Origin of the sequence: Bacillus sp. FSL K6-2869 (genome assembly GCF_040869405.1) — a bacterium.
Lineage (GTDB): Bacteria > Bacillota > Bacilli > Bacillales > Bacillaceae > Bacillus > Bacillus altitudinis.
Genome location: NZ_CP152035.1, coordinates 269,055 through 283,445, shown reverse-complemented (window position 1 = coordinate 283,445; position 14,391 = coordinate 269,055). Strand labels below are relative to the sequence as shown.

At 43.1% G+C, this 14,391-nt stretch carries 14 protein-coding genes; 4 read left to right on the top strand and 10 right to left on the bottom strand.

Annotation, left to right across the window (positions count from 1 at the left end; all coding sequences use genetic code 11):
* The first annotated feature begins 12 nt into the window (after positions 1 to 12).
* Positions 13 to 1,440, top strand: coding sequence for a sodium:alanine symporter family protein (locus MHI58_RS01545; protein WP_017358609.1), 1,428 nt, complete (start codon positions 13 to 15; stop codon positions 1,438 to 1,440).
* A gap of 39 nt (positions 1,441 to 1,479) precedes the next feature.
* On the opposite strand, the gene MHI58_RS01540 is transcribed toward MHI58_RS01545, so the two are convergent.
* The 4 genes from MHI58_RS01540 to MHI58_RS01525 all read right to left on the bottom strand — a co-directional run bounded on the left by MHI58_RS01540 (position 1,480) and on the right by MHI58_RS01525 (position 5,878).
* Positions 1,480 to 2,340 (bottom strand): alpha/beta fold hydrolase, encoded by an 861-nt coding sequence (locus tag MHI58_RS01540; protein ID WP_035390563.1) that lies wholly within the window; start codon positions 2,338 to 2,340, stop codon positions 1,480 to 1,482.
* Positions 2,341 to 2,453: 113 nt separating this feature from the next.
* Entirely contained in the window at positions 2,454 to 2,819 is a 366-nt protein-coding gene (locus MHI58_RS01535) for a glyoxalase/bleomycin resistance/extradiol dioxygenase family protein (RefSeq protein ID WP_008342155.1), read from the bottom strand.
* 100 nt (positions 2,820 to 2,919) lie between these two features.
* Complete coding sequence (locus MHI58_RS01530; protein WP_017358611.1) at positions 2,920 to 4,302, bottom strand: amino acid permease; 1,383 nt, start codon at positions 4,300 to 4,302, stop codon at positions 2,920 to 2,922.
* A gap of 67 nt (positions 4,303 to 4,369) precedes the next feature.
* Positions 4,370 to 5,878, bottom strand: coding sequence for a class I adenylate-forming enzyme family protein (locus MHI58_RS01525; protein ID WP_045034634.1), 1,509 nt, complete (start codon positions 5,876 to 5,878; stop codon positions 4,370 to 4,372).
* A gap of 262 nt (positions 5,879 to 6,140) precedes the next feature.
* Here MHI58_RS01525 and MHI58_RS01520 point away from each other — a divergent pair, with 262 nt between their 5' ends.
* On the top strand, positions 6,141 to 6,578 hold the full coding sequence (locus MHI58_RS01520; protein ID WP_024719020.1) for a MarR family winged helix-turn-helix transcriptional regulator: 438 nt from the start codon (positions 6,141 to 6,143) through the stop codon (positions 6,576 to 6,578).
* Between the two features lie 21 nt (positions 6,579 to 6,599).
* Here MHI58_RS01520 and MHI58_RS01515 read toward each other — a convergent pair whose 3' ends face one another.
* From MHI58_RS01515 to MHI58_RS01500, 4 genes are all read right to left on the bottom strand, one after another.
* Positions 6,600 to 7,733 (bottom strand): zinc-dependent alcohol dehydrogenase, encoded by a 1,134-nt coding sequence (locus MHI58_RS01515; protein WP_035390568.1) that lies wholly within the window; start codon positions 7,731 to 7,733, stop codon positions 6,600 to 6,602.
* Positions 7,734 to 7,894: 161 nt separating this feature from the next.
* Entirely contained in the window at positions 7,895 to 8,917 is a 1,023-nt protein-coding gene (locus MHI58_RS01510; protein WP_045034635.1) for a quercetin 2,3-dioxygenase, read from the bottom strand.
* Between the two features lie 80 nt (positions 8,918 to 8,997).
* A complete protein-coding gene (locus tag MHI58_RS01505) occupies positions 8,998 to 9,561 on the bottom strand; it encodes a TetR/AcrR family transcriptional regulator (protein WP_025206681.1) in 564 nt (187 codons plus the stop codon).
* Between the two features lie 45 nt (positions 9,562 to 9,606).
* Complete coding sequence (locus tag MHI58_RS01500; protein WP_045034636.1) at positions 9,607 to 11,091, bottom strand: amidase; 1,485 nt, start codon at positions 11,089 to 11,091, stop codon at positions 9,607 to 9,609.
* Positions 11,092 to 11,279: 188 nt separating this feature from the next.
* Here MHI58_RS01500 and MHI58_RS01495 point away from each other — a divergent pair, with 188 nt between their 5' ends.
* The gene (locus tag MHI58_RS01495) at positions 11,280 to 12,893 is read left to right on the top strand and encodes a S8 family peptidase (protein WP_228003906.1); all 1,614 of its coding nucleotides are present in this window, start codon (positions 11,280 to 11,282) and stop codon (positions 12,891 to 12,893) included.
* Between the two features lie 37 nt (positions 12,894 to 12,930).
* On the opposite strand, the gene MHI58_RS01490 is transcribed toward MHI58_RS01495, so the two are convergent.
* On the bottom strand, positions 12,931 to 13,467 hold the full coding sequence (locus MHI58_RS01490; protein ID WP_045034638.1) for a DUF402 domain-containing protein: 537 nt from the start codon (positions 13,465 to 13,467) through the stop codon (positions 12,931 to 12,933).
* 117 nt (positions 13,468 to 13,584) lie between these two features.
* On the opposite strand from MHI58_RS01490, the gene MHI58_RS01485 reads away from it, so the two are divergent.
* Entirely contained in the window at positions 13,585 to 13,791 is a 207-nt protein-coding gene (locus MHI58_RS01485; protein WP_008342164.1) for a hypothetical protein, read from the top strand.
* 57 nt (positions 13,792 to 13,848) lie between these two features.
* On the opposite strand, the gene MHI58_RS01480 is transcribed toward MHI58_RS01485, so the two are convergent.
* Positions 13,849 to 14,385 (bottom strand): GNAT family N-acetyltransferase, encoded by a 537-nt coding sequence (locus MHI58_RS01480; RefSeq protein WP_008342165.1) that lies wholly within the window; start codon positions 14,383 to 14,385, stop codon positions 13,849 to 13,851.
* Between the last annotated feature and the right edge of the window lie 6 nt (positions 14,386 to 14,391).

The window sequence follows — 14,391 nt, the reverse complement described above, 5'->3', positions numbered from 1 at the left end:
AGAGGTGATGTTATGAACGAAAAAGCTTTGCTATCTTATTTAACAACTACAAATGATTTTATTTGGACTTATCTTATCATTGCTCTGTTACTTGGAGTAGGGGTCTACTTCACATATAGATCACGCTTCCTGCAAGTCAGAATGCTGAAAGAAATGCTGCGTGTTCTAAAAGAAGGAAGAAAAGAAAAAGAGGGAATCTCACCGTTCCAAGCTTTTGCCATCAGTATGGCAGCACGTGTAGGAACAGGGAATATCACAGGGATTGCCATCGCTATTGCGATCGGTGGACCTGGCGCAATCTTCTGGATGTGGATCGTCGCAATTATCGGTTCTGCTTCAAGCTTTGTTGAAAGTACACTAGCTCAGGTGTATAAAGTAAAAGATAAAACAGGATTCCGCGGTGGACCTGCTTATTACATGGAAAAAGGGTTAAATAAGCGCTGGATGGGGATTTTATTTGCCATCCTGATCACGATCTCTTTTGGGATTGTCTTTAACGCAGTGCAATCAAATACAATCACCGTCGCTTTTAAAAACTCTTTTGGCCTAGATCGTTTAACTGTCGGAATCGTTATGGCTGTTATTTTTGCGTTCATTATTTTCAAAGGAATCAAAGCGATTGCAAAAGCATCTGAATATATTGTCGTTTTTCTTGCCGTTGCTTACATCGGGATTGCTTTCTTTGTCATTATCACAAATATCACTGAACTACCAGGTGTCATCAGCACGATTGTGAAACACGCTTTCGGATTTGAACAGTTTGCCGGCGGTACATTAGGTGGAGCATTGTTACAAGGGATTAAACGCGGTCTCTTCTCAAACGAAGCCGGTATGGGTAGTGCCCCTAACGCAGCAGCAACTGCTGTCACGAGCCACCCAGTCAAACAAGGATTAATCCAAGCATTTGGTGTGTTAACAGATACATTAATTATTTGTACAAGTACAGCCTTTCTCGTCTTGTTCTCTGATGCGTATAAAACAACCAATCTGGAAGGAATTGAGCTAACTCAGGCTTCATTAAGCCAGCACATTGGGCCTTGGGCTTCTGGATTCCTGGCGATCATGATTTTCTTATTCGCTTTTAGTACGTTAATCGGTAACTATTACTATGGTGAAACGAACATTGAGTTCTTGGGAGCGAATAAAATTTGGCTCAACATCTATCGTGTTGCTGTCATTGGCATGGTTCTTTTCGGAGCTGTTGCGACTGTTCCTCTCGTTTGGGGTCTAGCCGACTTATTCATGGGTCTCATGGTCATCGTCAACCTCATTGCCATTACCATGTTGTCCAAAGTCGCCTTTGCAGCACTGAAGGATTACATGAGACAGAAAAAAGAAGGCAAAGATCCTGTTTTCTATAAAAATGCCGTTCCAAACAATGAAGAGATTGAATGCTGGGACGACGAACCGGTTTCCTTGAAAAAGAATCAAATCGGATAAAACAAATAAGCTCTGGTCATATGATCAGAGCTTATTTCTTTATGTTAAAAATTCGAGTATGAGCTTATTCACGACATCTGGTTTTTCATGATTGATCCAATGAGTCGCATCATCGACAAAAATCAGTTGTCCATTTGGGCAAATCTTGATCGTTTCTTTTGCGAGCTTTCTGCTTAGAAATTTGTCCTCCATTCCCCAGATCATGCGGACAGGAACGAGAATTCGTTTGGAAATCGGTTTTTCAAAGCCGCCTTTTTTAATCGCTCGATACCAATTCAACATGGACGTAATGGCTCCAGGCTGCGTCCATGCCAGCTTATAGCTTGAGACATCTTCCTTCGTGAACAGATGAGGTCTAGCAGACAGTCCAATGGCTTCATCCAGTCTTTGAAAGTGATTTTCTTGAAGCGCTGCCTCCGGTACATTTGGAAGCTGAAAGAACGCGATATAAGAGCTCTTCTTCCACTGCGGCGGATAAAACGGAAGGACCTTCATCATCACACGAGGATGCGGCATGTTGACGATGATTAATTTCTCTACATATTGAGAACGGGTTGAAGCAAGGTGCCAAGCAACCGCTCCGCCCCAATCATGTCCGCCGACAATAGCCTTTTGATTTGGGCTCAGCGCCTTAATTAATCCCACGATATCATCTCTTAATTTGTCTAAGACGTATGATTCAACTCCTTCCGGTTTGTCACTCAGATGGTATCCCCTTTGATCAGGAACAACGACACGATACCCTGCCTCAGCCAGGGGGCGGATTTGATTTTTCCAACCATACCAAAACTCAGGAAATCCATGCAGCAGAACCAGCAGTGGGCCATCTTCAGGACCAGCCATTGCCGTATGGAGCTTTATACCGTTTGTTTGAATATATTGAAACTCAACTTGATCCATTCCTTTTCCACCCTTTCCCCATGTCTTATCATTCTTCCAACATAGCATATTTTCCATTTTTCAGAAAATAAAAACACTCACAAAAAAACCTTCACAAGGGTGAAGGTCTTTATTTATTTCATATAATTCAGCACCCATATCAAACCATTCTTCCGATCTTGTACTTGTCCATGAAGTGCGCCAAAAAACGTATCCTGTAATTCCACAAGGACATCTCCGTCAGCTTCAAGCGCCTCGTATACAGCCTTTAACTCTTCCTCATTGTCAAACTGCATGATCAATCGAAGATTCTCCGGTTTTGGTGTGCGGCCAAATGTATCTGAAAAGTGGAGCAGTGATTCTCCAAGGTGCAGCTCAGCATGCAATACACGGTCTTGATGTTCATTTAAGATACGAATATCTCCGCCAAAAATTCCTTGATAATATTGAAGAGATTCTTTGACGTCTTCTACAACAATATAAGGACTAACGCTGATCATTTCCCTCATCCTCCTCTTGTTCCGTTCATTATCTCTTATATAGCTTATCCCAAATCGTATGAAAAAAGGCACAAATCGTCAACGGATTTGCACCTTTTTCTCAAGCAGATTTCGCTAATTCACTGTGTTTGTTAGAATATGCTGCGTACATGACGACACCGATCATCAGCCAAACCCCGAAGTACAGCCATGTCCGGCCTGGTAAATTGAGCATCAGAAACACACAACACCCCATCGAGATAATTGGCAAAACTGGTACAAACGGAACCCGGAATCCCCTTTCCAGCTGTTTATGTGTCTTTCTCAAAATGAGTACGGATAAGCTCACCATCGCAAACGTTAATAATGCACCGATATTGGCTAGGTTGGACAGATCCTTCAAATCAATAAACCCTGAAATAACAGCTGTCATCCCGCCAATCACCCATATACTTGCAACAGGTGTATCACTTTTGTTTGTTTTAGAAAACACTTTAGGCAAAAGCCCGTCCCGCCCCATCGCAAAAGCAATTCGAGTTGCCGCATAATTATTGGCGAAAATCACAGCCATCAATCCAATCACAGCACCGACAGAAATAATACCAGCCACGCTATGTTGATGGACACTTTGCAATACATAAGACATTGCCTCTGTCACATTCAACTTCGTATAGTGCACCATGCCTGTCATGACCAAACAAACGACAATATAAATGATCGTACAAATGAGCAATGAACCAATAATGCCAATTGGCAGGTTCCGCTGTGGATTTTTCACCTCTTCTGCAGAAGCCGAAATGGCATCGAATCCTAAAAAGGCAAAAAACACAGCAGCGGCTCCAGCAATAATCCCTTCCGTACCAAACGGCATGAACGGCTGCCAATTGGCTGGCTCTACATAAAAACCACCTACTACAATGAAAAGAACAATAATGCCAAGTTTCACAAACACCATGATATTATTGAATTTTTTACTTTCTTTCGTTCCTCTAGATAGGATCCACGCAATGAGTAAAGCAATGATAATTGCTGGCAAATTCATATATCCGCCTTGTTCTGGACCAGCTAAAAATTGATGTGGAATTGAGATTCCAAACCCCTCCAGCAGGCTGTTAAAATAACTCGACCAGCCACTCGCTACAGCTGAAGCAGTCAGCATATAAACAGATAATAACGTCCATCCCATGAGATGACCTACGAGTTCACCCATTGTGGTATATGAATAAATGTACGCACTGCCGAACACAGGCAGCGCGGAAGCCATTTCTGCATAACAAAGTGCTGCTAAACTGCACACAATCGCTGCGATCGCAAAGGAGAAAATAACAGCCGGTCCTGCATCTTTAGCTGCTGTAATTCCGGTTAACACCATGACCCCCGTCCCAATGACAGCCCCTATGCCAAGGAGCGTGAGATCGAGCCCGCCCAGTGTTTTCTTTACCTTTTGCTGTCTGCTCTGTTCTAACAAATCGTGAATGTGTTTCTTACGAAGTATATGTCGCAAACCCTTTCCCTCCAAAACGTTAGAAAAACAAAAAAATCATTCAAATTTCATTATAGCAGAATAGGTCCTACGCATTCACAACCAATTCACGTAAATCTTTCTTCATGATTTTACCAAGTTTATTTTTTGGCAGATCCTGCGTGAAATGAATGGATGGCACTTTGTAATCTGCTAAACGTTCCTTGCAGTAATTCACCACATCTTCTTCGCAGAAATCGACAGATTCGTCTTTTACGATATACGCACTTGGTACTTCACCATATAAGTCATCTGGTACCCCAATGACAGCAGATTCAATTACACCTGGAATTTGATCAATGACCTCTTCCACTTGGTCAGGATAAATATTATCCCCACCGTATAGAATCACATCTTTGTATCTCCCTGTGATATAAAGAAAACCGTCTTCATCCAGATAGCCTGCATCCCCCATATGGAACCAGCCATCTTTGAGCACTTTCTCTGTCGCTTCAGGTTGATGATAGTAGCCTAAGAAATAAAATGGGCTTCTCATGACGACCTCGCCAATTTCTCCAGCTGGCAGCGCCTCCTCTGTCTCAGGATGCACGATTTTGACTTCTACATCCGGATCCACTTTACCAGCAGAGCCCATCTTATCCTCGCCCATCGCTGGATGCCACGCACTCACAACCCACGCTTCCGTACTTCCATAGCCATGCATCATCTGAATGCCTACTTCTTTGTAATCTTTAATTAAGCGTACCGGTACCTTCGTACCACCAGAAATCGCAATTTCAAAAGATGAGAGATCGTACGAACCGCGCTTCATTTCTTCTAGCATGTACGTATAAGCTGATGGGAAAGCCATCATAAACGTAATTCTTTCTTTCTCAATCGTTTCTAAAATGCGTTTCGGTGTTGCATCATGTAAGAAGACTAACGTATACCCTTCAATTGCAGCTGCAATCAAGTGATTAATAGAACTCATATGATACAGCGGATGACTTGCCAAGTACCGTTTTCCTTTCAGATCAAATCCTCGATTCCCACGTCGTGTTAAAAATTGATAGATTCGTCCATGTCCGACCATACAGCCTTTTGGATTACCTGTTGTACCTGAGGTGAATAAAATCATGGCCAAATCTTCTTCTGATACCTGTTCAGCAAGATCACTTCCATCATTAGACGCCAATATGTTTTCAAACAGCTGTGTTGTTTTCGCATTGACACCAGATTCCACCATGAGACAATCTTCTAAAGACACATTCACTGCCGCAATGATGTCACGGAATTCACGGTCAAAAAATAAAGCCTTTGGCTCTGCTTTTTTCAAGATACCTTCTAGCTCAAAAGAGGTAAGCTGCCAGCTAAGCGGTACGGCGACTGCACCTGCTTTAATGGCTGCCAGCATAATCGTAGAAAAGTGATGATGGTTTTGACAAATAAAGCACACCCGGTCACCTTTTCGAATTCCTTTACGGTGTAAGTAATGTGCCAGCTGATCAATGCGTTTTGCATATTCTTCAAATGTATAAGACACACCTCCGCCAGTTACCGCTTCAATTTGTGAAGAGCGTTCCATTCTGTCGTTTAGTAATGCCTGTAAAGTATTCAATATCTTCATCTCCAAACGTTTGATGTCCAATAGCCAATTTCCAGAGAATTGGATTGGTAGATTTTATCTCATTCACATTCTAAAATAAAAAGAGATGAAAGTAAAATCATTTCATTTTGGAATTGTTCCTTTTATTAATTGATAATATAGGTAATTTTATAGCCGTCTTCCATTTTGGTTTAAATGATGATGCTTATTATGATAAGATAGACCTAGTAATTGATCGGAAAATGCGAATGCAATAGGAAAAGAGGTATGGAGAATGCAACATTTCGAGCTAGAGGCAAGTTTGTTAGACCATGCACTGACAAAGTATTTAAAGGCGACGAAACGAATAGATGAAGAGAATATCCCCAAAAACGTCACGAATGTAAAAGGGTTTATTTTACGCATCATCTACCGCCATCAATCATGTACTGTGAAAAATATTCTGCAGGAAGTTTCATTATCTCCCTCCGCAACAACAACCGCTCTCAATCACTTAGAAGATGAAGGGCTGATTATCCGCTCTAGAAATAACAATGACCGCCGTACGGTATGGATTACACTCTCTGAATCAGGTGAACAAATCGCCAGACAAATGATCGACAATCGTCAGCTGCTTGTCAATCAACTGTTCAATCACCTATCAGAAGAAGATAAAAAAACATTTTTTGAATTAATCGAAAAAATGATGGACGAGTACACATTAAAGGCTTAGGAAATATCCTAAGCCTTCTTTTTATGGCTTTAAGATGACTTTTATACAATCATCTTGTTTTTCATTGAATATGTGATACGCATGAGCTGCGTCATCTAGCGGCAATTGATGTGTGATGATCGCTCTAGGATCAATTTCCCCGGTTGTCACTTTTTGATAAAGCTTTGACATGTACCCTCTCGCTGGCGCCTGTCCCATTTTCAGCGTGACGTTTCTTGCGAAAAAAGCACCCAATGGGAACATATTGTAAAGACCTCCATACACACCCGTCAGCTGAACAGTCCCGCATTTCCTCACGGCTTTTGTGGCAATTTGAATGGGCCCTATCGTTCCGCCTTGCAGCTTGAGCTTCTGTTCAATCTTTTCAAGCGGTGACTTTTTCCCATCCATCCCCACACAATCAATGACAACATCCGCCCCACCTTTTGTGAGCTCTTTTAGGGTTTCTCCCATGTCAGGGTCTTCTGTAAAATCAAATACTTCTACGCCGCTCATTCGTTTTGCATGGTGAAGGCGGTAGTCTATGTAATCAACAGCAATGACCCGCTCTGCGCCCTTTTGCCAAGCAAATTGCTGTGCCATTAACCCAACAGGTCCACACCCCAGCACAATGACCGTATCACCCTTTTTTACACCTGCGTGTTCTACACTCCAATAAGCAGTTGGCAGAACATCTGATAAAAACAGCAATTGTTCATCCTCTAACTCACAATCATCCGGCACCTTAAATGGTGTATAGTTTCCAAAGGGCACTCGTAAATATTCAGCCTGTCCTCCGGGGTAATTCCCATATTTCTCACTGTATCCAAAAAGTCCGCCTGAATCATAATGAGGATTTGAGTGATCGCATTGACTTTCTAAATGGTGATGGCAATACTGACATTGACCACACGCCACGGTAAATGGAATGACGACACGATCTCCTTTTTTCACCGCAGTGACATCCGGCCCGACTTCCTCTACCACCCCCATCGGTTCATGCCCAATCACATAGCCGATAGGAAGCGGGAAATTCCCTTGATATAAATGTAAATCTGACCCACAAATTGCTGTAGATGTTATCCGAACGATGACATCTTCACGATCTTGTATAGATGGCGCAGCTACTTCCTTCACCGCAATGCGGCTTTTCCCTTGATAGGTGACAGCTCTCATCTGCATTTCCTCCTTTAGCTAAGGTCATCATGTCTATAGCTTCACCTTGAATGGATGGTTCATACATATGAATAGGGATGCTGTTCCATAAGGGAAAACAAAATAACCCGCCGATTGATTCAGCAGGTTGTTTACTTCAATATGTGTAACGCGTTACACAGCTATTTATCTTCGACAAACACCAAATCATACTGAGCAGAGGTCTCCCCACCCTCCATCATATTCCCTTCCTGTATAAAATAAGGGCACATTCCTGGACTTTGTGCTTCTTCAAATTGTTCAAACACTTGCTCAATATAGCCAGGTAGCAGCAAAACCAACATTTTATTTGAATGAGATACGAATTCATACGAGTGAACGGTATTCGGAGGAATATAGGCAAAATCCCCCGGCATCAAGCAAATATTTTCTCCGTTTAACTGAAGATTTATTCTGCCTTCAACACAATAAAGTGCTTCTGTATGCATTTCATGATAATGCGAACGTAACCCTTTTCCCTTTGTCCCTTCAATCACAAAATAACTAAATCCGTCTCCTGTTGTTTCCGTTGTCGCAATCAGCTCATGAAGCTGACCTTCGACCATGTATTGCTTTCCTTCACCAGCCTCCAGCACATATGGCTGCACTGCGCGCGGGAGCTGACTATGAAACAAAACAGCTGGCTTGGTTGTATTGGATAGCTCCCTAATGCCGTGCATCAACATGATATCGCTTTCTTTTTCAGCCTGATGAAAGCTGTCTGCATCAAATGGGCTATCAGTCATCGGCCATTCATTCTGCAACAGCCTCTTTCCGATTTGCTGATAGACATCTGTCATTTGCCCGCCCAGTGCATAAGAAATAAACCGTGTTTTGTGACTATGCATTCTATAGCCATGAATTGTTTTGGGCGGAATATGAATATAATCGCAGGCCGTCACCATATACTTTTTACCGTCCAGTATCACTTCCAGCTTCCCTTCTAGCACAAAGATGGTTTCAAATAGCGTCTCATGACAATGCAGCGGAAAGTAAGCACCTTTCCCACCTGTGATTAAGACAAGCTCAAACAGTTGATTTGTTTGATTTGCTTCTGCCAGCACATGTACAAGCTGATTTTCCAAACCATACAGCTCCCCCGAACCGGACACGGTATAAAAAGAGGTATCTTCGGATTGCTTGATCGATTGTGGTTGCTCCGACATCCCATCACTCCTCATGACTAATTGACTATCTTTATTATATAGACCAATTGATATAATAGATAGGCAATATGCGAGAGATTTTACTCTTCTCGCATAAATAAGTGTCTAAGGTAACATTTTACGTGCTCTAAAGGTGTCGTTTGCTTTAATGCAGTAGTCATTGATAATCCGCCGATGACCATTGAATGAAGGAGAGATGCCCGCTCATCCGCTTTTGTTTCATCATATCCGCTATTCATCAGTTTTTCTTTGACAAGCTCTTGCCAGCGGATCATTTCTTGTTTGCATGCAGCATGAAGTTTTGTATGTTCAGGTTTTGACTCTGCCGCCAGTAAGACAATCGGTATCCCTCTTTCACTTTCTTGCTCCATAAAACCCCGAATGATATTTGTCATAAAATGATCGACGGCGACATATGGGTCATCAGAATAGGCAAAGCTTTCTTCAATTTGATCGATGACCCTTTGACTCATATATTCAACGGCTGCTATGGCTAGCTCTTCTTTTCCATTTGGAAAGTAATAATAAAGAGATCCTTTCGGCGTGCCGCTCTCTCTAATGATTTGATTCAACCCTGTCGCATGATACCCCTGTTTACGTAAAAGAAGTGCGGCCGTTTGAATAATTTTGTCCTTCGTACTCACGTGTGACACTCCTTTCCTCCATAGACCAACGTCGATGCCATTGTATTATTGATTCAGTAATGGATGCGTTCCTTTCCATAATGAGGATGATTCTATTTCTGACGCCAGTCTGAGCAGCCAGTCCTCTTTTCCTTTCGGTGCTGTCACCTGTACGCCTAAAGGCATGCCTGCTTCTGTGAGATGAACTGGCACACTCATAGATGGCTGGCCGGTTAGGTTAGCCAGCTGTGTAAATGGTGTGTAGGTCAAACTCTTGAGGAACATTTCATAAATCAGATCCTGCTGTGCTTGCATTGAAAGGGATGACACACGTAACAATGCAGCCATTTCTTGATCGTTATGCATCAGCTCGCCAACCTTTGGAGCCGAATAGGCAGTAGCTGGGGTCACATATAGATCGTAGGTTTGATGAAATGCGGCCATTTTTGCAGCGGCCATATCCCATGCATCAAGACTTTCTGTATAAGCAGCAGCCGTCACATTTTTTCCTGCTTCCGCCAGTACCCATGCCACAATATCTGTCTCCTCCGGCTTCACCGGACGCCCGAATGAACGAGCCAGAGAGGTAAATAAGGCAGACATTTCACCGCTGTTCATGACGTAATATTGCTGCATCAGATGGACACCATCAATGTCCGGCTTCACTTCTTCTATTTGATGCCCTTGTTCACTCAGCCATTTCACAGTGTTCAAGACTGCCTGCTTTGCTTCCTCACTCACCTTCGTGCCTACTGGAGAGTCTACACTGTAAGCAATTCGCATAGAAGAGGTTCGTTTCACCAAATCCTCCTGATAGCTGCCGTCATATAATGGCGTTTGGAACGCAGCCTCTGGCTGAATGACTTGAAGCAAATCAAGCAGGGCTGCACTGTCTCGAACTGTTTTTGTGAGTGTAAAGTCAATGGAAGCTCCTTGCCACTGCCTTCCTGCACCCGGGCCGACCGGTGTTCTCCCCCTTGTTGGCTTGAGTCCAAATAAACCAGTAAAGGATGCCGGAATCCGAATAGACCCTCCGCCATCACTCGCTCCACCCGCCGGTACGATGCCGCTTGCCACAGCTGCTGCCGTCCCGCCGCTTGAACCGCCCGGAGAATAGTCAGCATTCCAAGGGTTTCTCGTCGGACCATATAAAAAGGGTTCTGTCACATTTCGCAATCCGAATTCAGGTGTGTTTGTATGACCGATCATGAGGAGCCCAGCCTGCTTCAATCGACGGACAAAGTGGGAATCTGTTTGCGCCTTTACATCCTTTAACAGCAAAGCACCCGCCGTCAAAGGTTCATGCTCCAGCCCCTGCGATATATTTTTCAACACAAACGGAACACCAGCAAACGGCTGATCCGCATCCAGTGACTTCATGTCTTTGAACACTTGATCTCGTCTAGTATGAATCACCGCATTTAGTACTGGATTCACTTCTTCCAATCTAGTAAATGCAGCTTGTACAAGCTCTTCGGGCGTGACCTGCTTTTTCTGCACAAGTGACGCCAGTCCCGTCGCATCATACGTCATATACTCTTTTACATTCATCGGCATGTCCTTCTTTCTCATATTATGATCTCTCTATTGTCTACTAGAATTCTATGAAATTCAATTTCGGGATACGTGTGAAAAAAACTTTCTTTCTAGACTATGATTCTTCTAACCATCTATCTTATTTCTCCGATATAATAAAGAAAAAAAGACGGAGGTCACCTCATATGCAAGGAGCCATTGCCTTGAAAAAGAAAATCGTCGTGGTCATCGCGTTTCTTCTTGCTTTGACAACTGCTTTGCCCTTCCATTCGCAGGCAGCTGCACCACCAAAAGAAACAGATGTCATCATCGTCTATAAAAATCAAAAAGGAAAACAAACGGCTATTCAAGAAAGTGAAAAAGTGAACGCTCAATACATACATCTTCCAGCTGTAGCAGTGACAGCAGATGAGCAAGCTGTCACCTCACTTAAAAAAGACCCAAACATCGCTTATGTTTCAAAAAACGTTAGGGTCAAACTCGCTGCTGCTACCGTAAAAAAAACGGCTGCTACTACTGGTCAGGATGCTTTGGTACAAAAATCTTATAACTTGCAGAAGCTCAATGTAAAGCAAGCAATCAAAGAAGGCGTGACAGGGAAAAATGTGAAAGTAGCCGTTCTCGATACTGGTATTTTCCCACATGAAGATTTAAAGGTAGCCGGTGGTAAATCATTCGTCGATTACACGTCTTCTTACAAAGATGATGAAGGACATGGAACACATGTCGCCGGTACAATTGGGGCGCTCAATAATGATTACGGTACGGTCGGCGTCGCTTCTGGTGTAAAGCTGTATGCTGTAAAAGTTTTAGATAAAAAGGGAGAAGGCGACTTATACAGTCTGCTCCGAGGCATTGATTGGGCGATTAGCAATAAGATGGACATTATCAACCTAAGTCTAGCTTTTGAAGATAACATTCCGATTTTACGTTCAGCAGTTGATGAAGCATACAAAAAAGGACTGCTGGTCGTTGCTGCAAGTGGAAATGATGGAAAGAAGAATGGGATTAGTTATCCTGCCGCATACAATAGCGTCATTGCTGTTTCCGCAACGACTGACAAAGACAAACTCGCCTCCATCTCTAATACGGGGAAAGGAATTGAATTTTCCGCTCCCGGCGAGAACGTCATCAGTACCTATTTGAAAAATGAATATTGGTATGCCACGGGTACATCACAAGCGGCACCACATGTCACAGGGATGCTGGCGCTGTTAAAACAGCTACATCCTAAGAAAACAAATGTTCAGCTCCGCACTTTATTGCGCAGCTATACAGTGGATCTTGGCGCAAAAGGAAAAGATCCACAATTCGGCTATGGCCGCGTGCAATATGTGCCGCAGTCAACCTTTTTAAAGGCTGCGACAAGCGCAGTCAAGACAGCCGAAACATCTAAAAAACAGACAGATGTTGATCAAGCCAAAACGAAAATTGGCAGACTCTCTGCCAGCAAGCAAAAAACCGCACTCACTGACCGAGTCAAAAAAGTCCAAACAGCCATTGATATTCGTGACGCACGAGCGAAGGTCAAATCAGCTGAAAAAAGTAAAACCCAAGGCTCGATTAAAAGTGCCCAAACGGCTATTAAAAAGCTATCCAAAGGCAAAGAAAAAACAAGCCTGCAAAACCGGCTCGACAAAGTCAAAAAACAAGTCGCCTATCAAAAGAAAGTGACAGATGCCAAACAAAAAGTCAAAAAAGCCGAAGCCAAACGAACAAAGAAAACAAAAGCAACCGCTCAAAGTGCGGTCAAACAACTAAAAGCATCTAAAACAAAAACTGATTTACAAAAACGACTAAACCGGATCAAGGTTTGATAAAAAAACGATTCCTTTCAGCAAGGAATCGTTTTTTCTATTTCAACATCTTCTGAAACAGGGTGTGATGATATTTCCCTTTCGCATCCAGCCTCACTTGATCGAGGATGTGCGCTATCGAATGGATGACATCACGGAGTGCTCGATGAACCGAGCCCTGCTCAAAGGAAGCTAAACTCTCCGGCAGTTCATCTTCATCCAAAACAAAGAAATCACCATTCGGAAGAACGAGTAGATCAATCAATAAATCTTCAAAAACAACCGCCCGTTCTTCAAACCATGTATGTCTGACGATATTCACATAAGAGCCAAGTTCATTGCCTTGATCATCTCGCCAAAAATAGACATTGTAAGGCCGGTCCGTCCAATAATAGGCGGTCGTATAACTCCCTTTTGGAATCGTGACACTGCCATCACCAGCAACCATTGTAAATGGTTCTTGAATTTTATGAAACAACACGACTTGCTGCTCCTGTGCGTCTAACAGCTGACACGTATGTTCCACAACCTGATCATCGTATTTGATTTTTCTCTCAATGACGTCATCCCAAGAATTTGCATATAGCGGAAACAATCGGTCACAACCCCTTCTACATCTACTTCTTCTTATTCTAGTATACACTGATTTTTTTTGAAGAAATAAAGGTTCACTGCTGCTGCCTATGGAAGACATATGGTGAGGTGAAAACAAATGAACGGAATCACAATCATCGAAACCGTAGCAGAACTCGGACAAATCATCTTGGTTTTTTGTGGCTATGCCCTTTACTGGCGGCTTGTGAAAACGAAAAGAGATCGAAAGCTGACCCCTTATGAACATGTGTTGAAATTCTTTGTCATGTTCGGATTAATCTCATGGTGCTTTTCATATATGGCACTGAACGTATGGGTATCATGAGAAAGAGGAAGAGCCCCGTCCATGCAGGACATGCTCTTCCTCTTCTTATGCAGCGTGTTATGAGCCAGCCGGCTGTTCTTTTTTGATCACATACTGATAGCTCTTCACATGGGTCCCATTTTGATTCACAAATTCTTTATCAAGTGCCCGTTCAAAGCCCATTCTTTCATATAAACGAATGGCGGCCTGCATTTTATCCGACGTATGAAGGTACAGGACGTTCTCGCCCCACGATTGCGTCAGTTCTATACTTTTACGCAACAAGGACTCTGCAATACCTTTTCCTCTCACATCAGGATCTACCCCTAAAAACCGGACAATCGCTGAAGTAATGCCCATCTCCGGCTTGTCATATGCCTGTTCTGATGATCGGAACATTTGAAGGGTCCCCACGACCTTGCCCTCAAGCTCGGCCACAAGCATCAACTCCATGTTTGGGTTATCTACAGCCGCTCGCAGGGCTGCAGAATAATTTTGCCAGCCTTCCTCTGTAAATTGAGGCTCATACTGTGCGTATGATTTGATCAGCACATGTGTGATCGCCTCATGATCTTCACTCACTGCTTGACGAATGATCAACTCTTGCTGCTCCATGCCAGC